General features: G+C 65.6%; 21 protein-coding genes. 6 read left to right on the plus strand and 15 right to left on the minus strand.

Going from position 1 to position 20,339, the window contains the following annotated elements; all coding sequences use genetic code 11:
• Nucleotides 1–8 precede the first annotated feature (8 nt).
• Nucleotides 9–941 (plus strand): prephenate/arogenate dehydrogenase family protein, encoded by a 933-nt coding sequence (locus tag ShzoTeo12_RS13870; protein ID WP_318910113.1) that lies wholly within the window; start codon nucleotides 9–11, stop codon nucleotides 939–941.
• Here ShzoTeo12_RS13870 and ShzoTeo12_RS13875 read toward each other — a convergent pair whose 3' ends face one another.
• Nucleotides 942–1,952, minus strand: a complete 1,011-nt coding sequence (locus tag ShzoTeo12_RS13875; protein WP_318910114.1) for a DUF2125 domain-containing protein — start codon at nucleotides 1,950–1,952, stop codon at nucleotides 942–944.
• Nucleotides 1,953–2,029: 77 nt separating this feature from the next.
• Between ShzoTeo12_RS13875 and ShzoTeo12_RS13880 the strand changes: the two genes are divergently transcribed.
• Entirely contained in the window at nucleotides 2,030–2,581 is a 552-nt protein-coding gene (locus ShzoTeo12_RS13880) for a gamma-glutamylcyclotransferase (RefSeq protein ID WP_318910115.1), read from the plus strand.
• On the opposite strand, the gene ShzoTeo12_RS13885 is transcribed toward ShzoTeo12_RS13880, so the two are convergent.
• The 4 genes from ShzoTeo12_RS13885 to ftsE form a co-directional block, all read right to left on the minus strand.
• On the minus strand, nucleotides 2,560–3,372 hold the full coding sequence (locus ShzoTeo12_RS13885) for a 1-acyl-sn-glycerol-3-phosphate acyltransferase (protein WP_318910116.1): 813 nt from the start codon (nucleotides 3,370–3,372) through the stop codon (nucleotides 2,560–2,562). The genes ShzoTeo12_RS13880 and ShzoTeo12_RS13885 overlap by 22 nt on opposite strands.
• Before the next feature lie 75 nt (nucleotides 3,373–3,447).
• Entirely contained in the window at nucleotides 3,448–4,155 is a 708-nt protein-coding gene (locus tag ShzoTeo12_RS13890) for a YdcF family protein (RefSeq protein ID WP_313196303.1), read from the minus strand.
• A 71-nt stretch (nucleotides 4,156–4,226) separates the two neighbouring features.
• Nucleotides 4,227–5,234, minus strand: coding sequence for an ABC transporter permease (locus ShzoTeo12_RS13895; protein WP_318910117.1), 1,008 nt, complete (start codon nucleotides 5,232–5,234; stop codon nucleotides 4,227–4,229).
• Nucleotides 5,227–5,886: a cell division ATP-binding protein FtsE gene (gene ftsE, locus ShzoTeo12_RS13900; RefSeq protein WP_119259060.1), complete on the minus strand. Its 660-nt coding sequence runs from the start codon at nucleotides 5,884–5,886 to the stop codon at nucleotides 5,227–5,229. The genes ShzoTeo12_RS13895 and ftsE overlap by 8 nt, the downstream gene beginning before the upstream one ends.
• A gap of 184 nt (nucleotides 5,887–6,070) precedes the next feature.
• Between ftsE and ShzoTeo12_RS13905 the strand changes: the two genes are divergently transcribed.
• From ShzoTeo12_RS13905 to ShzoTeo12_RS13915, 3 genes are all read left to right on the plus strand, one after another.
• A complete protein-coding gene (locus ShzoTeo12_RS13905; RefSeq protein ID WP_318910118.1) occupies nucleotides 6,071–6,739 on the plus strand; it encodes a hypothetical protein in 669 nt (222 codons plus the stop codon).
• A gap of 101 nt (nucleotides 6,740–6,840) precedes the next feature.
• Nucleotides 6,841–7,386 (plus strand): hypoxanthine phosphoribosyltransferase, encoded by a 546-nt coding sequence (hpt, locus tag ShzoTeo12_RS13910; protein ID WP_119259058.1) that lies wholly within the window; start codon nucleotides 6,841–6,843, stop codon nucleotides 7,384–7,386.
• Between the two features lie 202 nt (nucleotides 7,387–7,588).
• Nucleotides 7,589–7,948 (plus strand): response regulator, encoded by a 360-nt coding sequence (locus tag ShzoTeo12_RS13915; RefSeq protein ID WP_119259115.1) that lies wholly within the window; start codon nucleotides 7,589–7,591, stop codon nucleotides 7,946–7,948.
• 27 nt (nucleotides 7,949–7,975) lie between these two features.
• On the opposite strand, the gene ShzoTeo12_RS13920 is transcribed toward ShzoTeo12_RS13915, so the two are convergent.
• The 4 genes from ShzoTeo12_RS13920 to argH all read right to left on the minus strand — a co-directional run bounded on the left by ShzoTeo12_RS13920 (nucleotide 7,976) and on the right by argH (nucleotide 13,735).
• Nucleotides 7,976–10,549 (minus strand): TIGR02302 family protein, encoded by a 2,574-nt coding sequence (locus ShzoTeo12_RS13920; protein ID WP_318910119.1) that lies wholly within the window; start codon nucleotides 10,547–10,549, stop codon nucleotides 7,976–7,978.
• 105 nt (nucleotides 10,550–10,654) lie between these two features.
• Nucleotides 10,655–11,923, minus strand: coding sequence for a diaminopimelate decarboxylase (gene lysA / locus ShzoTeo12_RS13925; protein WP_318910120.1), 1,269 nt, complete (start codon nucleotides 11,921–11,923; stop codon nucleotides 10,655–10,657).
• Between the two features lie 118 nt (nucleotides 11,924–12,041).
• Nucleotides 12,042–12,227, minus strand: coding sequence for an LPS translocon maturation chaperone LptM (gene lptM, locus ShzoTeo12_RS13930; protein WP_119259114.1), 186 nt, complete (start codon nucleotides 12,225–12,227; stop codon nucleotides 12,042–12,044).
• Nucleotides 12,228–12,331: 104 nt separating this feature from the next.
• Entirely contained in the window at nucleotides 12,332–13,735 is a 1,404-nt protein-coding gene (gene argH, locus ShzoTeo12_RS13935) for an argininosuccinate lyase (protein WP_119259055.1), read from the minus strand.
• 23 nt (nucleotides 13,736–13,758) lie between these two features.
• On the opposite strand from argH, the gene tlpA reads away from it, so the two are divergent.
• Entirely contained in the window at nucleotides 13,759–14,433 is a 675-nt protein-coding gene (gene tlpA / locus ShzoTeo12_RS13940) for a thiol:disulfide interchange protein TlpA (RefSeq protein WP_318910121.1), read from the plus strand.
• Nucleotides 14,434–14,437: 4 nt separating this feature from the next.
• Here tlpA and ShzoTeo12_RS13945 read toward each other — a convergent pair whose 3' ends face one another.
• The 6 genes from ShzoTeo12_RS13945 to ShzoTeo12_RS13970 form a co-directional block, all read right to left on the minus strand.
• Entirely contained in the window at nucleotides 14,438–15,460 is a 1,023-nt protein-coding gene (locus ShzoTeo12_RS13945; RefSeq protein WP_318910122.1) for a sulfate/molybdate ABC transporter ATP-binding protein, read from the minus strand.
• Nucleotides 15,457–16,353 (minus strand): sulfate ABC transporter permease subunit CysW, encoded by an 897-nt coding sequence (gene cysW / locus ShzoTeo12_RS13950; RefSeq protein WP_318910123.1) that lies wholly within the window; start codon nucleotides 16,351–16,353, stop codon nucleotides 15,457–15,459. Before cysW ends, ShzoTeo12_RS13945 begins: the two co-directional genes overlap by 4 nt.
• A gap of 1 nt (nucleotide 16,354) precedes the next feature.
• Complete coding sequence (gene cysT, locus ShzoTeo12_RS13955) at nucleotides 16,355–17,176, minus strand: sulfate ABC transporter permease subunit CysT (protein WP_119259051.1); 822 nt, start codon at nucleotides 17,174–17,176, stop codon at nucleotides 16,355–16,357.
• Between the two features lie 76 nt (nucleotides 17,177–17,252).
• Entirely contained in the window at nucleotides 17,253–18,236 is a 984-nt protein-coding gene (locus ShzoTeo12_RS13960; RefSeq protein ID WP_119259050.1) for a sulfate ABC transporter substrate-binding protein, read from the minus strand.
• Between the two features lie 138 nt (nucleotides 18,237–18,374).
• Complete coding sequence (locus tag ShzoTeo12_RS13965; RefSeq protein ID WP_119259049.1) at nucleotides 18,375–19,247, minus strand: 3-hydroxybutyryl-CoA dehydrogenase; 873 nt, start codon at nucleotides 19,245–19,247, stop codon at nucleotides 18,375–18,377.
• Nucleotides 19,248–19,394: 147 nt separating this feature from the next.
• On the minus strand, nucleotides 19,395–20,324 hold the full coding sequence (locus ShzoTeo12_RS13970; protein ID WP_318910124.1) for an electron transfer flavoprotein subunit alpha/FixB family protein: 930 nt from the start codon (nucleotides 20,322–20,324) through the stop codon (nucleotides 19,395–19,397).
• Nucleotides 20,325–20,339: the final 15 nt, after the last annotated feature.

Here is a 20,339-nt window from a genome sequence, read left to right on the forward strand (position 1 = left end):
CAACGGGCATGACGGACGGACATTTCGACAAGATCGCGCTGATCGGCATCGGCCTCATCGGCTCCTCCATCGCTCGCGCCGTCAAGGCCAAGGGCCTTGCGAAGACCGTCACCATCTCCAGCCGCAGCATGGAGACGCTGGACCGCGCCCGCGCGCTGGAACTCGGCACCGACTATGTCCACGACGCCGGCAAGGCGGTCGAGGGCGCGGATATCGTCATCGTCTCGGTGCCCGTCGGCGCCTCCGGCAAGGTGGCGGAAGAGATCGCCCCGCACTTGAAGCCCGGCGCCATCGTCACCGATGTCGGCTCCACCAAGGCATCGGTCGTCGCGCAGATGCTGCCGCACATGCCGAAGAACGTGCATTTCATCCCCGGCCACCCGTTGGCCGGCACCGAGCATTCCGGCCCCGATGCCGGCTTTGCCGAGCTGTTCCAGGGCCGCTGGTGCATCCTGACCCCGGTGCACGGCACCGACAAGGACGCCAAGCGCAAGCTCGCCGCCTTCTGGGAAGCGCTCGGCTCGAAGGTCGACGAGATGGACACGGAGCACCACGACAAGGTGCTCGCCATCGTCTCGCACCTGCCGCACATCATCGCCTACAACATCGTCGGCACGGCGGACGACCTGGAAACGGTGACGGAATCGGAAGTCATCAAATATTCGGCCTCCGGCTTCCGCGACTTCACGCGCCTGGCCGCCTCGGACCCGACCATGTGGCGCGACGTCTGCCTGCACAACAAGGATGCGATCCTCGAAATGCTGGCGCGCTTTTCCGAGGACCTCGCCTATCTCCAGCGGGCGATCCGCTGGGGCGACGGGGACAAGCTGTTCGATCTCTTCACCCGCACCCGCGCCATCCGCCGCTCGATCATCGACGCCGGCCAGGACACCGCCGCGCCGAACTTCGGCCGCCCGGTCGACGACGACAAGAAGGGCTGATCAGAGGGGCGGGATTTCCGCGACGGGGAAGAGGCCGAGATAGACCGTCCCCTGCCGGATATTGACCTTCACGACGGCCCGCTCCTGCCCGCCCGAAAGGACCTTGACGGCCTCCGCGACACGCTTTGCCGTCTTCGCGGCTTGCGGAAACAGCTCCGAGACACGGTCGCGCCAGGCCGTGATGCCTTCGATGGTGAGGTCGAGCGCGCCGGAGACGGTGCCGTCATCGCCCACCGTCACGGGACCGGAAAGCGCCAGCGTCTGGCCTGCGCCGAGATCGAACGACAGGGTTCGCAATTCCGCGCTGGTGCCGAGCGGCAGGTTCGGCGGCGGGCCTTCGGCGGTCAGCCATTTGGCGGCATCGGCGATCGTCAGGTCGGCCGCGACGTTCATCGGCGGCAGCGCCTTGCCGTCAATATCCAGCGAAAGCGCATCGAGCGAGGCGGCAACATCGAGCGCGTCGCCGGACTGGCGGACATGCTTCTCGCCATGGGCCGCGGCAATGCCGACGGACAGTCCTTCCGAAGGCATGTTCAGCTTGCCCTTCAGCCCGTCATAGGCGGCGGAGAACCGGTCGAGCCCATCCGTCCAGGCGACGGCGCTGGCATGCATCAGGTCCCAGTCTGCATCGAAGACAAGGTCGGGCGTCACGCGCACCTGCGCCGGCCCGTCCAGCTCGAACACCGCGTGGCCAGGGCGATAGACCTGCGCCGCCGAGCGCAGCGCCCCGAAGGTCGCCGAAAGCCCGGAGGGACGGTCGTCGATCGCGACCGAATCGCAGAACACCCCGATACGGAACGGATAGCCGCGGACGGAAAGATCGCTGCACGCGGCCGAATGCATGCCCCGGGCGGAGGCAGCAAGCTCGCGCTCCACCCGGTCCTTGATCCAGCTTGCGGCATAGAACCAGACGCCCGTATAGAGCGCCACGAAGAGAACGACGGCGATGGCAAGCAGGATCAGCTTGCGCGTAACCCCGGAAGCGTCGGCGGCGCGGCTTGACGATGCCATAGTGTTCTCCAATGGTGACGAAGATGATTTGCGCGACAATGCCGGCAATTGCGGCGGCTTTTTGAGAGACGATCCAGGTGACGGTGGATATGAACGAATTCTGGGTCTTTGGCTACGGATCGCTGATGTGGAATCCGGGCTTCGAGTTCGAGGAGCGGCAGGCGGCCCACCTCTTCGGCTTCCGCCGGTCGCTCTGCGTGCGCTCCTGGGTGCATCGCGGGACGGAGGAGCGGCCCGGCCTCGTGCTCGGCCTCGACCGCGGCGGCTCCTGCCGCGGCGTCGCCTTCCGCGTCACGCCGGAAAAACGCGAGGCAGTGGTGGACTATCTGCGCGAGCGCGAACTGGTGACCCACGTCTACAAGGAACGCACGCTGCCCGCGACGTTGAGCGACGGCCGCCGCATCGCCACGCTCACCTATATCTGCGACCGCGCCCACCACCAGTTCGCCGGCTCGCTGACGGTGGCGGAAGCGGCCAGCACCGTCAGCGCCGCCACCGGAAAATCCGGTCACAACATGGATTACGTCCGCAACACGCTGGCGCATCTGCGCGAGATGGGCATCCGCGACCACTGGCTGGAGGATGTCGGCCGGACGGCGGAAGGCCTTTACGCCCGCGCCTCGGCCTGATCGCGCGCCTCTGTCTTCAGCTCCGCGAGACGCCGCTCGGCGGTGGGCGGCAGGATGAGATGCGGATTGGCCTCCACCGTCTCGACCAGCAGGCGGTCGCTCGCCGTCTCCATTACCTCTACGAGATGGGCGAGGAAGGCGTCGGGCTCCATGCCCGGCATGATCGCCTGCAGGATACGCACCTTGAAATGGCCGGGCTGGCGGATGAACTTGCGCCGCGGCCAGAACAGGCCGGGGTGCATGACGACCGGCACGACCGGCACCTGCAGGTCGCGGTAGAGGCGGGCGATGCCGTATTTGTATTCCGGCGGCGCGCCCGGCGGGCGGCGGGTGCCTTCCGGATAGATGATGAGCTCGCGGCCGGATTCCATCTCCGCCTTCGTGCGCTGCATGACGGCCGCCATGGCCTTGCCGCGCGCGCTGCGGTCCACCGGCACCATGCGCTGCTTCTTGATGTACCAGCCGAAGAGCGGGATCCAGGTCAATTCGCGCTTGAGGATGTAGAAGGGATCGTCGAGCCACGGCAGCAGCGCATAGGCATCCCAGAAGGACTGGTGCTTCGGCGCGAAGATGTAGCCGCCGCCCTTCGGAATGTTCTCCAGCCCCTCGATCTCGAAGGTGGTGCCGACGATCTTGTCGAAGAGCCAATGGTTGCTGCGCACCCAGTTCTTGGCGATGACATAGGCCTTCTTGCGCGGCAGCAGGAAGTAGACCGGCGTGAAGACGATCATCTGTAAGATGAGATTCACGTAGAAGACGGCATTGAAGAGCACGGAGCGGAAAGCGATCATCGGGCAGCCTGTAAGCGGGACGTGCTTTCGCCCTACACGATAATCCCCGGCGGGGAAACTCCCGTCACGGCGATCTCAACTGCCGGTCATGTCGGCCCGCAGCCCCGACCAGCTTCGCGCGCCGGCAAAGGCCCGCACATGCGCGAGGCAATATTTGAGATATTCGGAGAGCATGGCCTTCAGGATGCCCGGCTGGCGCAGCCAGTTGCCGTTCTTCAAGTCGGTGTTGACGACCGGATAGGCGATGAAGTCGGTCTCCGGATCGGCCGCCTTCAGTTCCAGCAGGCTGCGCGGCATGTGGTAGTTGTTGGTGACGACCAGCACGCGGCGGAACTGGTTGTCGCGGATCCAGCGCGCCGTCTCGTTGGCATTGCCTATCGTGTCCACCGCCTCGTAGCCCATGTCGACGCAGCATTCGAAGAGCGCGGAGGAGCTTTGCGTGAGCTTGCGGAGCTGATTGCCGCTCGTCGCAGGATTGACGCCCGAGATCAGCAGCCGCCCGCCGGCCCCCTTCTTCAGAAGCTCGATGGCGCGGTCGATGCGCTGGTAGCCGCCGGTCAGCACCACGATGGCGTCCGCCTTCGGCTCGGGCGGCGCCTCGAGCGCCGCGACGGTCTCGGCGAAATAGAGAAAGCCGCCGGCGCCGGCCATGGCGGCAAGCAGGATGAGCACCAGAAAGGCGCGCACGACCCGCCGCGCGGGCCGCCGGCGGCGCCGCCGCCTTGCCTCGCCACGCGAGATGCCCTCCGGCAATCCCTGCTTTGCCCGTTCCAGCGTGTTCATGATTCGACCCATAGAACCGGATTGCGGCAACGGATAGTCCGTTTCGGGGCGATGATCCACCCCGCGAGAGGTCATGAATCGGGCAATTGATCGGTGCGCGAGGGATCGGAGCGGATGAGATCGATTTCGTGGATCGTGCGCATGACGGTGAAGCGCGCCGTCAGCGTCGTCAGGAGCGCGATCACGACGATGGTGGCTGCAATGCCGAGATAGCCGGTGAGGCCCATGGAGAAGGAGCCGAAAAGCGCCGTCGCCTGGTCGCTCTGGGGCGTGGCGATGGACCGGCCCTGCCAGAAGCCCGCAATGGCGAAGAAGAGCGCCGCCAGGAACCCGCCGGCAAAGGAGCCCTTGAGGCTGATCATCAGGAAATGCTTCTGGAATTCCGAGGCGACGAAGCTCGCCTCGGCGCCGACGAAATGCAGCACCTCGACGATATGGCGGTTGCCGGAAAGCGCCCCGCGCGTGGCGAAGACCACGGTCAGCACCATGGCCGAGAAGACGAGGACGAGGACGCCCGTGCCGATGAAGGCTGTGGTGCGGGCCATGGCGACGAGACGGTCGACCCAGGTGCGGTGGTCGTCGAGCGAGGCCTGCGGGATCGCCTCCGACAGGGCCTTGCGCATCGCCGCGAAATCGGGCGGGCTCTGCTCGTCGATGGTGATGATGACGAGGCGCGGCACCGGCAGTTCGTCGATGTCCAGCCCCTCGCCGAGCCAGGGCTCGAGAAGGCGGGCGGTCGCCGTCTTGTCGACGATGGTGCCGCCGCGCGTGCCGGAGAAGGTGAGCGCGAGGTCGCGCGCATCCTTGAGCGCGGTCTCCATGTCGAGATTGTCGTCCGGCTTGATCTGGATGGTGATTTCGCGGGAGATCTGGCTCTGCCAGCTTGCCGCCGTCGCCCGCACCATGGTGACGGCGCCGAAGGTGAGGCAGGCGAGGAAGGCCATGATGGCGATGACGAACATCAGCGCCCGGCCGGAAACGTTGGCCGGCGGCACGATGGGCGCGGTGGGGCGCACGCGCATTTCCGGCCGGCGGGCGGCCGCGGCATTCTCGCTGGCTTCGCGGGGCGCGTCAGTCATAGATGTCGAGCCTGCCTTGCGAGAGGATCATGCGCCGCGCCTCCACCTGGTCCATCAGGGAAAGGTCGTGCGTGGCGATCACCACGGCGGTGCCGAGCCGGTTGAGCTCGAGGAAGAGGCTGAGCAGCCGGCGCGCCATCGGCGGATCGACATTACCGGTCGGCTCGTCGGCGAGCAGCAGCTCCGGCCGGTCGATGAGCGCGCGGGCGATCGCCGCGCGCTGCTTCTCCCCGCCCGAAAGCACCGGCGGCAGCACGTTGATCCGCTCACCGAGGCCGACCCATTTCAGGAGTTCGAGCACGTCGGCGCGGTAGCTGGATTCGTCCTTGCCGCGCACGCGCAACGGCAGCGCCACGTTCTCGTAGGTCGTCAGGTGATCGAGCAGGCGGAAATCCTGGAAGACGATGCCGATACGCCGGCGCAGCATCGGCAATTCATCGCGCGGAATGGTCGAGATTTCCCGGTCGAAGGTGCGGATGATGCCGCGCGTCGGCTGGAGCGACAGGAAAAGCAGGCGCAGAAGCGTCGTCTTGCCCGCGCCCGACGGACCCGTCAGGAACTGGAAGGACCGGCGCGGGATATCGAAGGTGAGGTCCCGGAGGATTTCCGGCCCCATTCCATAGCGCAGTCCGACATTCTCGAAGTGAATCAATGGCCAATCCGGTTCTAGAAACGGTCACCCCATCGGTACCGCGGCTGACGTCGCACAGGAAAGCGGCTCTTTCACGGTCGGGTTTCCGAAGCATTAACCAGTATGGTTTACGTTTCGTAAGGATTTCATTCAATGCCCGACTTTTCGCCATGGATTTTGCGAAGGGCGGCCAGCGGAGGTGGCGATGAACGCCTTCAGAGCGAAGCAGCAGGCAAGGGGCCGGATCGACCTCCTGCCCCCCGAGCCCAAGGCACCGGCCGCAAGGCAGCGCTTTACCAGGCGGCTCGAAGTGGTGGATGCCGACTTCGTGGTGATCCGCGCGTCCGGCGCGCGCACCTCGAACGACAACCACCGCCCCGCCCGTCCCGCGCGGACGCAGCCGCTTTCCCGGCATCTCCTCTTCCGCATCGCGGCCGCCTGCGCGCGGCTCGCGGAAACGGGATTGCAGCGTCTTCCCGGCCGCGCCTTCGCCGGCCTCGTCACGGCGTCCTTCCTCTTCGTCTTCGCCTATGCCGGCGGGCTCTCGGCGCTGAAGGCCGCCATGCCCGGGGCGGATGCGGCCGAACCGCTGCGTGTCGCCGGGCTCAGCGCCACGCTCGACGACCGCAACGGCATGAAGGTGCTCTCCGTCTACGGCCGCGTGGACAATGCCGGCGGCAAGGTGAAAATCCTGCCGCAGCTCGAAATCCGCGTCGACGGCGCCGGTACCGCGCTCCAGCGGCGCGTCGCGCTCGATGCCGCGACCATCGCCCCCGGCGGCAGCGAGCCCTTCGCCCTGCGCATCCCGCACAGCGGCGGAAAAGTGCCGAAAGTCTCGGTTTCCTTCGTCCGCGAGGGTGCGCCGGCCAATTGACTGTGCTAATCGGCTGCTTTGTTCCGGTGCGGTTCCGGGCGTCATTGCGCTCCGAATGGTGGCCGGAATTCTCTGTCACGACCCCAGGGAGCCGTCTCGCGATGCAGATTGTCCGCGGAAAGAAGATCGAAACGCTTTACGACGCCGCGCAGATCGCCAAGCGCAACGAAGAACTCGCGGCGCAGATCGCCGCCGGCCCGACGAAGGACCTCCTCGTCATCGCCGTGCTCAAGGGCTCGTTCATCTTCGCCGCCGACCTCACCCGCGCGCTGCACGCCGCCGGCCTTGCGCCGGAAGTGGAATTCATCACCCTTTCCAGCTACGGCGCCGGCACCGTCTCGCAGGGCGTGAAGGTGATCAAGGACATCGACAGCGACGTGCATGGCCGCGATATCCTGCTTATCGACGACATCCTCGAATCCGGCCGCACGCTCAGCTTCGCCAAGGAACTGATGTACGAACGCGGCGCGCGCAACGTCACGATCGCCGTGCTGCTCGACAAGCGCGAGAAGCGCAGGACCGATCTGGAGGCCGATTATGTCGGCTTCGAATGCCCGGACCATTTCGTCGTCGGCTACGGCATGGACGTCGCCTATGCCTTCCGCGAGCTGCCTTTCGTGGGCGTCGTCACCGGCGACGCGGAATAGAGCAATTCCAGCAAAAGTGCGCAGCGGTTTTGCGTCCGGAATTGCGCAGAACCAAGGAGCTGGAGCGTTTTCGCGATTCAGAGAAAGCGCAAACGTTCCAGCCAGCCCCACTTTCCTCCATCGGGCGTTTACGGATCGACAAGGAAAGTCTGGTCTTTTCGTTCCCATACCGGGGCCAATGAACAGGCCCGAAGGGGAAGCGATGGCGAAGATCCTGATCACCGAAGACGAAGACTCCCTGCGCCGTTTCGTGGCGCGGGCGCTGCGGATGGATGGTCACGAGACCGTCGAGGCACCGGACGGGGCCGCGGGCCTCGACGCGCTGACGGACGGAGGCTTCGACCTCCTGCTCTCCGATATCCGCATGCCCGTGATGGACGGCATCGAGCTCGCCCACAAGGCATCCGCCGCCCACCCGGCGCTGAAGATCCTGCTGATGACCGGCTATGCGGAGCAGCGCGAACGCGCCGACGACCTGACGACGAAAATCGTCGACGTCGTCAGCAAGCCGTTCAGCCTGCCGGATATCCGCCGGGCCGTCGCCATGGCGCTTGCCGCCTGATCGTTCGCTGCTGTGGAAGCCGCTGTTTCAGCGAATCCCGAGTAGTCGCTCCAGATAGTCCCGCTCAAGGGCCGGCGAACCGCCGGTGCCGAGGCGGCGGCGAATCTCGTCGAGGATCTCGCGGGCCCGCTGGATGTCGATCTCTTCCGGGACCCTGTTCCCGCCGGCCTCGCTGTTACCACCTTCGGCGTTGCGCTCGCGGCCGAGGGGATCGCGGCCGTTGCGTCCGGCCTGCGGCATGCCCTGCCCCTGTCCCTGGCCCATCGCCTGCATCTGGTTCATCATGTTCTGTGCACCCTGGCGCAGCGCCTCGAGCGCACGCCCCTGGCTACCGACGGCCGCTTCCCCCTCGCCCTCGCCGAGGGCCTTGCCGGCATCCTTCATCTCGCGGCCGGCCTGACCGAAGCCCTCGCCCGGCTCCATGCCCATGCCCTTGAGCGCCTGCTGCAATTCGCCGAGCTGCTTGCCGAGCCCGTCCTGCTGCTCGCGAAGCTTCTTCAGGGCATCGCGAAGCTGGTCGGCCGTCATCTTGTCGGACGGCTGTGGGTTGGCGCCGTCGTCGCCCGGCTGCGCCTCGTCCTCCTCGCCCGGCATCGGATCGCCGCGTTCCATGCGGTCGCGCAGCGCCTGATCGAGCTTGAAGGTCTCTTCCATCAGCTTCTGCTGCTTCAGCACCAGCTCGCCGAGCTTGTCCATCTGCTGGCGCATGGCGTCGTTCTGCTGGCCCTGCCCCTGCTGCGGCCGGCCGGCCTGAAGATTGTTCATCATGCGCTGCAATTCGGACAGCATCTGCTGCGCCTGGTCGCGCGCACCCGAGCGCGCCAGGTTCTCGATCTGGTCCATCATGCGCTGCAGATCCTGCTGGCGCAGGATGCGGCCCTGCTGCTGGGCATTCTGCTGCTGACCGTTCTTGGCCGCCTGCCGCGCCAGTTCCTCCATATAGGCCTGCATCGCATCGCGCAGCTCCTTCATGAGCCTGGCGATCTCCTCCTCGGAGGCATTGCGTTCAAGGGCCTCGGAAAGCGCCTTCTGCGCATCGCGCAGGCGCCGGTCGGCCAGCGAGAGGTTGCCGTCCTCGATGCCGAGCGCGATCTCCCAGAGATAATCCGCCGTATCGCGCATCTGGTCTTCACTGCGGGCAAGCCGCATGCGCGCACCGGCCGACTGGATCAACAGGAAATGCGTGAGGTTCGGAATCGTCTCCTCGGGACGGATCGTCAGCGCCTCATTGAGCGTGATGGCAAGCGGCAACTGCCTTGCATCGAGCGCGAAGACCTGCCGCTCCTCGGCGACGGCGGCGGCGAGCGGCTCGAAGAAGTTCTTCGCCGGCAGCACGATCTCGACGGGCTGGCTGCGCCCCTCCTGCCCCGCGGCATCCTTGGCGACGAGCGTGATCTTCACGCGCTTGCCGGAAAGCGGATGTTCGAAGAGGTTGCGGCTCGTCGTTCCCTTGGCCTCGCGCGCGGCGCGGCGCGGCAGGTCGAGCCTATATTCCGGCAGCGGATAGAGCGGGCGGGCGTCCTTCGGCTGGTCGACCGGCACGATCTCCGCATGAGCCTCCTGAAGCCCGTAATCGTCCCTCGCGATGAAGCTGATCTCGAGGGCCGAGGCAACCGTCGTCTTCGGAATGCCGTCGAAGGCGATTTCCGGCACGCGGTCCGGGATGACGGCGAAGGTCCAGCTGCGGCCGTCGACCGAGAGCGTGCCGTCCTTCAGGATCTTGTAATGCATGGTCCGCGCGCCGCCGACGGTCGCGGCCGGCGCCGTCCCGTCCTTCGGCTTTTCCACATCGGGACGGATGGCCGTGACGGCATTCTCGCCGGCCACCTGATAGCCGACCGTCTCATTCCCGCTGCCGCCGGTCACGCGCACCGTCAGGTCGCTGAATTGCGGAATGCGGATTCCGCCCTCCGCGACCTCGGCCGGCTGGCCCTGCGCGTTGCCGGTGAGGAACACGGGCGCCCGCGCGGTATGGGCCGGCGGCGTCACCCAGGCATCGATGCGCATGTCCGGCGCCGCCTCGGCGGGCGCCTGGAAGGAAACGACATCAACCAGCAGGCCGCCGCGGTTGGAATAGGAGAAGGCAAAGGCGATGGCGACGAGGAGCAGCGGCACCGCACGCAACGCATGGCGGTCGTGGCGGGCAATGTCGGGCTCGGGCGTGCCGGTGCGCAGCGCGCCGATCATGCGGGCCATGCGCGCCTGATGCTCGCGCCAGAGCGCTTCGCCGAAGGCGTCGCCGACCGCAGGCCTGTCGTCCTGCACGCGGATCGCCTGGTGCGTCAGCGCGTTGCGCGCTTCCAGCATGCGGTCGGCGCTGTCGACCGACGGCCAGGAAATGCCACGCAGCCGGGCGAGCAGAGCGACGAACCCGATCGTGAAGGCCGCGAGCGTTGCGACATGCAGCCACAACGGCGCATGGCGGAAATAGCCGAACCAGGTGAGCGCAAGGAAGGCGGCGACGAGGAGCAGGACCGGCAGCAAGCGCGGCGCGAGCGCTTCGAGATAGAGCACAGCCCTCGCGGCAAGGCGTTTGGCCGCAAGCCGGCGGGCCAGCGGATTGCCGGTCGCCCCCTTCTCGCGCTGCCTGTCAGATGCCATCGATCAACGCACTCCGCCGCTCTTTCTCACCATCCGAAAATAACATCCTTTGTGGCGAAGACGAGGGCGCGCGCAAAATCGTGAACGCTATTCCCCGCCTGCGGCTCAGGCGAGCCAATCCGGCAGCGAATCGAGGCCGATCAGGTCGTCATAGGAAAGCCGCGGGCGGATGACGTGGAACTCGGCCCCGTTGACCAGCACTTCCGGCACCAGCAGGCGGCTATTATAGGTGCCGGCCTGCACCGCGCCATAGGCGCCGGCAGAGCCGACGGCGATGAGATCGCCGGGCTTCGGCTGGGCCATCTCGCGGTCCTGCGCCAGATAGTCGCCCGTCTCGCAGACCGGGCCGACGACATCGGCACGGATGCGCGGCGCATTCGCCGCCGAGATGACCACCGGCTGGATCTCGTGCCAGGCCTCGTAGAGCGTCGGGCGGATGAGGTCGTTCATCGCCGCGTCGACGATGACGAAGGTCTTCTCGCCGCCGTCCTTCACATAGATGACCTCGGTGACGAGGATGCCGGCATTGCCGACGATCAGCCGGCCGGGCTCCGTGACGATCTTGCAGTTCAGGCCCTTGAGCTGGTTCTTGACGATCTCGGCATAGGCATCCGGCAGCGGCGGCGGCGCGTTGTCCGTCTTGTAGGGAATGCCGAGGCCGCCGCCGACATCGACATGGTCGATGGTGTGGCCGTCGGCGCGCAGCGTCTCGACCAGTTCGCGCAGCAGCCGGAAGGCGTCGTCGAAGGGTTGCAGCTCGGTGATCTGGCTGCCGATATGCATGTCGATGCCGGTGACCTCGATGCCTGGCAGGCTCGCGGCGCGGGCATAGACGGCGCGCGCGCGCTCCCAGGATATGCCGAACTTGTTTTCCTTCTTGCCGGTCGAGATTTTGGCATGCGTGCGGGCGTCGACATCGGGATTGATGCGGAAGGAGACATGGGCGACCTTGCCGGCCTTCACGGCACGGGCGTTCAGCACGTCCAGTTCCGGCTCGGATTCGACGTTGAAGCAGTAGATGCCGGCCTCCAGCGCAAGGTCCATCTCCCGCGGCGTCTTGCCGACGCCGGAGAACATGATGCGCGAGGCGGGAACGCCGGCGGCGAGCGCACGGCGGAGTTCCCCTTCCGAGACCACGTCGATGCCGGCACCCAGCCGGGCGAGCGTCTTCAGCACCGCCTGGTTGGAATTCGCCTTCATGGCATAGCAGACCAGCGCATCGACGCCCTCGAAGGCCTTGGAGAACACCTTGTAGTGCCGCTCCAGCGTGGCCGTCGAATAGACGTAGAAGGGGGTGCCGACCGCCTTGGCGATCTCCGGAACCGGCACGTCCTCCGCGTAGAGAATGCCGTCGCGATGCTCGAAATGGTTCACTGCCTGATCCGTAGAACTAGAGCAATTCCAGCAAAAGTGCGCAGCGGTTTTGCGTCCGGAATTGCGTAAAAACAAATGGATAGAGCGTTTTCGCGATTCGAAGAAAAGCGGAAATGCTCTAGAGAAGGGGGTCGAGGACGAAGGGCTTGTCTTCGACCTGCTCGACCTTCTTGCCCTTGATGGTCTTCACGACCGGCTGTCCGCCGCCCGGCAGGTCGAGATCGCCCTTGCGGCCACAAGCGGTCAGAACCGCTGCGGAAAGGCAGAGCACGAAAGCCAGCCTGCCGATATCGATGCGTGTCATGAAGCGTTCCCTGGAATTGCCGGTGATCGGGTGGGCATCATCCTTAGCGAATTCGCCCGCCCTGTGCACCCTTAATCTCTTGATGATTCCTGCAAGCGGTTTGATCAGTTCCGCTGCCGCCACCAGGCGATCTGCCGGCGGACTTCCGAGGGCGCGGTGCCGCCATAGCTCTTGCGGCTGGCGACCGAGGCTTCCACCGTCAGGACGTTGAAGATATCGGCCGTGATCGCGGCATGGATTGCCTGCAGCTCTTCGAGCGAGAGCTCGGCAAGGTCGCAGCCCTTGCTCTCGGCGAGCGCCACGGCCCGGCCGGTCACGTGATGGGCGTCGCGGAAGGGCAGGCCCGCCTCGCGCACCAGCCAGTCGGCAAGGTCCGTCGCAGTGGAATAGCCGGAGCCGGCCGCCGCCTTCATGCGGTCCGCGCGGATCGTCATGTCGCGCACCATGCCGGTCATGGCGGCGATGGCGAGTTCCAGGCTCTCGGCGGCGTCGAAGACCTGTTCCTTGTCTTCCTGCATGTCCTTGGAATAGGCGAGCGGCAGGCCTTTCATCACCGTCAGCAGCGCAATCAGCGAGCCGTTGATGCGGCCCGTCTTGGCGCGCACGAGCTCCGCGGCGTCGGGGTTCTTCTTCTGCGGCATGATCGAGGAGCCGGTCGAGAAGGCGTCCGACAGGCGGATGAAGCCGAATTGCGGCGTCGACCAGATGACGATCTCCTCGGCAAGGCGCGAGAGGTGAACGGAGGCGATGGCGGCGATGGAGAGAAACTCCAGCGCGAAGTCGCGGTCCGAGACCGTGTCGATGGAATTACGCGTCGGCTCGCGGAAGCCGAGGGCCTTGGCCGTCATGTGGCGGTCGATATTATAGCCGGTGCCGGCAAGGGCGGCGGCGCCGATCGGGCTTTCGTCGAGATGCTCGATGGCATGGCGCACGCGCTGGCGGTCGCGGCCGAACATTTCCACATAGGCCATGCAATGGTGGCCGAAGGTCACCGGCTGGGCCGTCTGGAGATGGGTGAAGCCGGGCATGACCGTCTCGGCGTGCTCTTCCGCGCGGTCGAGGAAGGCGGCGATGAGGCTCGTCAGCATCCTTTCTGTCTTCTGCAGCTCTTCCTTGACCCAGAGGCGAAAATCGAGCGCCACCTGGTCGTTACGCGAGCGGGCGGTGTGCAGGCGCCCGGCGGCGGGGCCGATCAGCGTCGCCAGCCGCGCCTCGACATTCATGTGGATGTCTTCCAGCTTGCGCGAGAACTCGAAGGTGCCCGCCTCGATCTCTGACAATATCGTGTCGAGACCGTGAACGATCTTTTCCTTATCGTCCGCCGAAATGATGCCCTGGTGGCTAAGCATTTCGGCATGCGCCTTTGAGCCGCGGATGTCCTGGGCATAAAGCTTCTTGTCGAAGCCGATGGAGGCATTTATCTCCTCCATGATCGCATCCGGTCCCGAGGCGAAGCGGCCGCCCCACATCTGGTTCGAGGATTTCGTCTCGGAAGTGCCGTCAGCCATGGGTGCCTATCCTGGAGAATGAAATGTCAGTGAAGAAGAAACTCGGCCTGCCGGCAGGAAAGCTGATCGCCATTGCCGGGCTCGCCGGACTTCTTGCCGGTGGTGCAGCGATATACGTGAAGGAAAGCCTGTCTGGCAATGGCGCGGTCGCGTCCGCCGGTTCCGCCGCCTGCCCGCTCGCCGCCGAAAAGGCCGCCGCGATCACGCCCTTCTCCAAGGGTCAGGTCGCCGCCATGCGCACGGTCGACGAGCACCGCCCCCTCCCCGACCTCGTCTTCGACGGCCCGGACGGCAAGAAGAAGACCATTGCCGACTTTGCCGGCAAGACGCTGCTGGTCAATCTCTGGGCAACCTGGTGCGTGCCCTGCCGCGAGGAAATGCCGGCGCTCAATGCGCTGCAGAAGAACCTCGGCAGCGACAAATTCGAGGTCGTGGCGATCAACATCGATACCGGCGACGACGAAAAGCCAAAGACCTTCCTCGACGAGACGAAGGTCCACGACCTCGGCTATTACCGCGACGCCTCCATGGGCGTCTTCAACACGTTGAAGAAGGAGGGCCTGGCCTTCGGCCTGCCCGTCACGCTGCTGATGGACGACAAGGGCTGCCTGATCTCCGCCATAAACGGCCCCGCCGCCTGGGACGGCGAGGACGCCAAGGCACTGATCAACGCCGCGCTGGCCGCGCCGAAGATCTGAGATATCATGCCGCCGCGTAGATCCGCGGCCGGCGGATCTCGATAAAGCCCGCCTCGCCCTTGCGGTGCGGAAATTCCGGCGCGGTATCGAATTCCACCGCTTGTCCGCTGCCGGTCATCGCCAGCACGCGCCGCGAATCCGGCCGGTCGATGACGCGGACGATCTTCGCGGCGATCCCCTCGCCGTCCTCGCGCCAGGTGACGTCGGCCGGGCGGAACAGGATCTGCCCGCCGCCATCGGCGACGCCCTCGGCCTCGAAGGCGACGTCCTCGACATAGGCCCTGCCGCCGCGGATATCCGCGTCGAGCCGGTTGGCATCGCCCAGAAAATTCATCACGAAGGCATCGGCCGGGTTGCGGCAGACAGCCTCGGGCGTGCCCTCCTGCACGATCCGCCCCTTGTTGAGGATGACGACGCGGTCGGCAAGGTCGAGCGCCTCTTCCTGGTCGTGCGTCACGAAGAGCGTGGTGATGCCGAGCTCGTCGTGGATCTTGCGCAGCCAGCGGCGCAGGTCCCGCCGCACATTGGCGTCGAGCGCGCCGAAGGGCTCGTCGAGCAGCAGCACGCGCGGATCGACGGCGAGCGCCCGGGCAAGCGCCACGCGCTGGCGCTGGCCGCCGGAGATCTGGCCAGGGAAGCGGTCCTTCAGCCCGCCAAGCTGCACGAGGTCGAGCAATTCCTTCACGCGCGCCTCGATCGCCTGCGGCGTGCGCTTCACCCTGGAAACCTTCATGCCGAAGGCGATGTTCTCGCCGACCGTCATGTGCGGGAAGAGCGCGTAATGCTGGAAGACGAAGCCGACGCCGCGCTCGCGCACCGGAATGTCCGTCGCGTTCTCCTCACCGAAATAGATCGCCCCGGCATCGGCATATTCGAGGCCCGCCACCATGCGCAGGATCGTCGTCTTACCGGAGCCCGAGGGGCCGAGCAGCGCGACCAGCTCGCCGCTTTCGATATCGAGCGAGACGCCGTGCACGGCGCGGAAGGTCTCGAACTCCTTGACCACATTATCGAGACGGATCTTCAAGGCTTGACCTCCGGAGTGATGCTGTCGGCCCCCACAAGGGCGGCGGGGCGCTGCACGCGGCCCGCGCCCTGCCGCTCCAGCGCCACCTTGGCAAGGAGCGTGACGATGGCGAGACCAGCAAGGATGGATGCGGCGGCAAAGGAGCCGGCCGCGTTATAGTCGTGATAGAGCAGCTCGATATGGAGCGGCAGCGTATTGGTCTGGCCGCGGATATTGCCCGAGACGACCGAGACGGCGCCGAACTCGCCCATGACACGCGAATTGCAGAGCACCACGCCATAGAGCATCGCCCATTTGATATTGGGCAGCGTGACCGAGAGGAAGGTCCGCCAGCCGCTCGCCCCGAGCGACGTCGCCGCCTCTTCGAGATCGCGGCCCTGCGCCTGCATCAGCGGGATCAGCTCGCGCGCCACGAAGGGCGCGGTCACGAACATGCTGGCAAGCACGATGCCGGGCAGCGCGAAGAGAATCTTGATCCCCGCCGCCTCCAGCGCATGGCCGAAGAGACCCTGCAGGCCGAAGACGAAGAGATAGGAGACGCCCGCGACGATGGGCGAGACCGAGAAGGGAATCTCGATGACGACGGTGAGCAACCGCTTGCCGGGGAAATCATGCTTGGTGATGGCCCAAGCCGCCGCGACGCCGAAGGCCGTGTTGATCGGCACGGCGATGAGCGCCGTGACCACCGTCAGCAGGATGGCGTGCCGCGTGTCGGGATCGGCGATGGATTTCGCAAAATAGCCGATCCCGCGCGAAAAGGCCTCGACGGCGATGACGACGAGCGGCGCGATGATCATCAGCGCCACAAGCAGGAGAACCACCGTCAGCAGGATACGGCGAAAGAGGGGATTGTCGCCGACGCGCGGCGGCTTGCCCTTTGCGTGATGCGTCATGTCAGCCCCTCACCGTGTAGCGCAGGGCGCGGGCCTGCATGAGATTGGTGATCGCCAGCATGACGAAGGCCGTCAGCAGCATGACGGAGGCGATGGCGGCGGAGGCCGGATAGTCGTATTCCTCCAGCCGGATGAAGGCGAGCAGCGCCGTGATCTCAGTCGAGAAGGGCTGGTTGCCGGCGATGAAGATGATCGCCCCGAACTCGCCGAGGCTGCGCGCGAAGGAAAGCGAGACGCCCGCCAGCAGCGCCGGCGCCAGAAGCGGCAGGATGACCTTGGCGAAGATGGAAAGATCGCTCGCGCCGAGCGTCTGCCCCGCCTCCTCCAGCGCCGGATCGAGCTCCTCCAGCACCGGCTGCACCGTGCGCACGATGAAGGGAATGCTGGTGAAGCTCATGGCGACGATGATGCCGAGCGGCGTATAGGCGACCTTGATGCCGAGATGGGAAAGCGGGCCGCCGAACCAGCCGTTGGTGGCAAAAAGCGTGGTGAGCGCGATGCCCGCGACCGCCGTCGGCAGCGCGAAGGGCAGGTCCACCAGCGCATCGACCAGCCGGCGGCCGGGAAAGCGGTAGCGCACCAGCACCCAGGCGAGCGCCATGCCGAAGAGGAGATTGAAGACCGTCGCCGCCAGCGCGCAGAGCACCGTCACGCGGTAGCTCGCAAGGGCGCGGTCGGAGGAGACGATGCGCCAGTAATCCGCAGGCCCAAGGCTTGCCGCCTTGAAGACGAGCGCCGCCAGCGGCAGCACCACGATGATGGCCACATAGACAAGGGTGATGCCGAGCGCGAGCGGCAATCCGGGCAGTACACGCCGTTTCAAACGGACGTTCCTTTCTCATACCACAACCGGCGGGTTTTGCGCCCGCCGGCTGCCTTGAAGGACGAAGGGGAGTGGATCAGCGGCTGCCGTAGATCTTATCCAGCGTGCCGCCTTCGGAGAAATGCTCCTTGGAGACCTTGTCCCAGCCGCCGAAGACGTCGTCGACATTGACGAGGCGGATGTCCGGGAACTGGTCCTTGAACTCGGCGGCAACCTTTTCGTCATGGACGCGGTGGCCGAATTCAGCGGCGATCTTCTGGCCTTCCGGCGCATAGAGGAAGTCGAGATAGGACTTGGCCAGATCCCGGCTGCCATGGGCGTCGGCCACCTTGTCGACCACCGCGACCGGGAATTCGGCGAGCAGCGAGACGGAAGGCACGACACTTTCGAACTTGTCCTCGCCATACTGCTTGGCGATCGACTTGGTCTCGGCCTCGAAGGTGATGATGACGTCGCCGATCTCGCGCTCGACGAAGGTCGTCGTCGCCGCGCGACCACCCGTGTCGAAGACCGGCACGTTGTCGAAGATCTTCTTGACGAATTCCTCGACCTTCGCCGGGTCGTCCTTGAAGGCTTCCTTGGCATAGGCCGTGGCGGCAAGATAGGTGTAGCGCGCATTGCCCGAGGTTTTCGGGTTCGGGAAGATGACCTTCACGTCATCGCGGGCAAGGTCGGACCAGTCCTTGATGTTCTTCGGATTGCCGGCACGCACGAGGAAGGACGGGAAGGAATAGAAGGGCGAGGCGTTGTTCGGGAACGCCTTCTGCCAGCCTTCGGCGACGAAGCCGTTCTTCACGAGGAAGTCGATATCCGTCACCTGGTTGAAGGTCACGACGTCGGCCTCGAGGCCTTCGACGATGGCGCGCGCCTGCTTGGAGGTGCCGCCATGCGACTGGTCGATGGTGACGCCCGGATGCGCCTTCACGAAGGCCTCGTTCTCGGCGGCGAAAAGCTCGCGCGCCACGTCATAGGAGGCGTTGAGCAGCTTGTCGGCGGCGTTGGCGGAGAGCGGAGCGGCAAGGCCGAGAAGGGCCACGCCGAGAAGGAGCAAACGTTTCATCTGAAAAACCCCGATGCGAGAGAATGGGGCAGACAATAACGAGCGGCCGGGCGGTCTCCGAGGCACGGGCCTGTCGCGCACGCGGCGACAGGCGGAACATTTTTCCCTGAAAGGGAAGGTTCGCGGATTCTCCGCCCGTCAGCGGGTCGGGACCGGAACCTCGCCGCGATAGTCGTAGAAGCCGCGGCCGGACTTGCGGCCGAGCCAGCCGGCCTCGACATATTTCACCAGCAGCGGGCACGGGCGATACTTGGAATCGGCGAGCCCGTCATGCAGCACCTGCATGATCGAAAGGCAGGTATCGAGGCCGATGAAATCGGCAAGCTGGAGCGGCCCCATCGGATGGTTTGCGCCGAGCTTCATGGCCGTGTCGATGGCCTCCACCGAGCCGACGCCCTCATAGAGCGTGTAGATCGCCTCGTTGATCATCGGCAGCAGGATGCGGTTGACGATGAAGGCCGGGAAATCCTCCGCAACCGTGATCGTCTTGTCGAGCTTGGTGACGAATTCCTTGGCGGCGGCAAAGGTGCCTTCCTCAGTCGCGATGCCGCGCACGAGCTCCACCAGCTTCATCACCGGCACCGGGTTCATGAAGTGGATGCCCATGAAGCGCTCCGGCCGGTCGGTGGCCGAGGCGAGGCGGGTGATCGACAGCGAGGACGTATTGGTGGCGAGGATCGCCTCCGGCTTCAGCACGGAACAGACCAGACCATAGATCTTGCGCTTGACGGTCTCGTCCTCCGTCGCCGCCTCGATGACGAGATCGGCGTCGGAAAGGTCGTTGATGTCCGAGGAGCCCTTGATCAGCGCGAGCGCCTTCTTGCGGTCCTCGTCGCTCATCTTGCCGGAGGAGACCTGGCGGGCGAGGTTGCCGTTGATCGTGGCAAGCCCTGTCTCGATACGCTCGGGCGACAGGTCGTAGATATGGACCTTGTAGCCGGCTAGCGCAGAAACATGCGCGATCCCGCACCCCATCTGGCCCGCACCCACAATACCGACGTTCTTGATCATAGCGCCAATCGCCCCGTCACTTCATTCCGCGCCCTCGGCGCAGGCAAAAAAATACCGGGCCGGTCGAGCCGGCCCGGTGAAGTGATAAAGCCCTGCGACGCATTTTTCCAGTGAAATCATCGTCGCAAAAAGAGGCATGAAACCGGCTCAGAGCGCCTTCTCGAGCTCCGGGAGGATTTCGAAGAGGTCTCCGACGAGGCCGTAGTCTGCGACCTGGAAGATCGGCGCCTCCTCGTCCTTGTTGATGGCGACGATGACCTTGCTGTCCTTCATGCCGGCGAGATGCTGGATGGCGCCCGAGATGCCGCAGGCGATGTAGAGCTGCGGGGCGACCACCTTGCCCGTCTGCCCGACCTGCCAGTCGTTCGGCGCATAGCCGGCATCGACGGCCGCACGGGAAGCACCGACGGCGGCGCCGAGCTTGTCGGCGACCGGAAGGATCACTTCCTGGAATTTTTCAGACGAGCCGAGCGCACGACCGCCCGAGATGATGATCTTCGCCGACGTCAGCTCCGGACGGTCGGACGACGACAGCGCATCCTTGACGTGGGTGGACAGGCCCGGGTTCGCTGCAGCGGAGATGGCCTCGATGGCTGCGCTTCCGCCTTCGCCGGCTGCGGCGAAGGACGCCGTGCGTACGGTGATCACCTTCTTCGCATCGGTGGACTGAACCGTCTGGATGGCATTGCCCGCATAGATCGGACGCTTGAACGTGTCGGCCGACACGACCTCGACGATCTCCGAGACCTGCGCGACATCGAGCAGGGCGGCAACGCGCGGCAGCACGTTCTTGCCGACCGAGGTGGCAGCCGAGACAATGGCATCGTAATTGCCGGCGAGCGACACGATGAGCGCGGCCAGCGGTTCTGCGAGATTGTTGCCGAGGCTGGCGTCGTCGGCGAGCAGGACCTTGGAGACGCCCGAGAGCTTTGCGGCTGCATCGGCCGCAGCCTTAGCGCCCGAGCCGGCGACGAGCACATGCACGTCGGAGCCGATCTTGCTCGCTGCCGTCAGCGCCTTGGCGGTCTGGTCGGAAAGGGTGGCGTTGTCGTGGTCTGCCAGAAGAAGAATGGCCATGTTCGTAATCTCCTC

The organism is Shinella zoogloeoides (genome assembly GCF_033705735.1).
GTDB classification, from domain to species: Bacteria; Pseudomonadota; Alphaproteobacteria; order Rhizobiales; family Rhizobiaceae; genus Shinella; species Shinella zoogloeoides_A.

What these genes read in the sequence shown, in the direction of transcription:
- ShzoTeo12_RS13870 (WP_318910113.1), top strand. Translation starts at nt 9, where the DNA reads ATGACGGACGGACATTTCGACAAGATCGCGCTGATCGGCATCGGCCTC.
- ShzoTeo12_RS13875 (WP_318910114.1), bottom strand. Translation starts at nt 1,952, where the DNA reads ATGGCATCGTCAAGCCGCGCCGCCGACGCTTCCGGGGTTACGCGCAAG.
- ShzoTeo12_RS13885 (WP_318910116.1), bottom strand. Translation starts at nt 3,372, where the DNA reads ATGATCGCTTTCCGCTCCGTGCTCTTCAATGCCGTCTTCTACGTGAAT.
- ShzoTeo12_RS13890 (WP_313196303.1), bottom strand. Translation starts at nt 4,155, where the DNA reads ATGAACACGCTGGAACGGGCAAAGCAGGGATTGCCGGAGGGCATCTCG.
- ShzoTeo12_RS13895 (WP_318910117.1), bottom strand. Translation starts at nt 5,234, where the DNA reads ATGACTGACGCGCCCCGCGAAGCCAGCGAGAATGCCGCGGCCGCCCGC.
- ShzoTeo12_RS13905 (WP_318910118.1), top strand. Translation starts at nt 6,071, where the DNA reads ATGAACGCCTTCAGAGCGAAGCAGCAGGCAAGGGGCCGGATCGACCTC.
- hpt (WP_119259058.1), top strand. Translation starts at nt 6,841, where the DNA reads ATGCAGATTGTCCGCGGAAAGAAGATCGAAACGCTTTACGACGCCGCG.
- ShzoTeo12_RS13915 (WP_119259115.1), top strand. Translation starts at nt 7,589, where the DNA reads ATGGCGAAGATCCTGATCACCGAAGACGAAGACTCCCTGCGCCGTTTC.
- ShzoTeo12_RS13920 (WP_318910119.1), bottom strand. Translation starts at nt 10,549, where the DNA reads ATGGCATCTGACAGGCAGCGCGAGAAGGGGGCGACCGGCAATCCGCTG.
- lptM (WP_119259114.1), bottom strand. Translation starts at nt 12,227, where the DNA reads ATGACACGCATCGATATCGGCAGGCTGGCTTTCGTGCTCTGCCTTTCC.
- argH (WP_119259055.1), bottom strand. Translation starts at nt 13,735, where the DNA reads ATGGCTGACGGCACTTCCGAGACGAAATCCTCGAACCAGATGTGGGGC.
- tlpA (WP_318910121.1), top strand. Translation starts at nt 13,759, where the DNA reads ATGTCAGTGAAGAAGAAACTCGGCCTGCCGGCAGGAAAGCTGATCGCC.
- cysW (WP_318910123.1), bottom strand. Translation starts at nt 16,353, where the DNA reads ATGACGCATCACGCAAAGGGCAAGCCGCCGCGCGTCGGCGACAATCCC.
- ShzoTeo12_RS13960 (WP_119259050.1), bottom strand. Translation starts at nt 18,236, where the DNA reads ATGAAACGTTTGCTCCTTCTCGGCGTGGCCCTTCTCGGCCTTGCCGCT.
- ShzoTeo12_RS13965 (WP_119259049.1), bottom strand. Translation starts at nt 19,247, where the DNA reads ATGATCAAGAACGTCGGTATTGTGGGTGCGGGCCAGATGGGGTGCGGG.
- ShzoTeo12_RS13970 (WP_318910124.1), bottom strand. Translation starts at nt 20,324, where the DNA reads ATGGCCATTCTTCTTCTGGCAGACCACGACAACGCCACCCTTTCCGAC.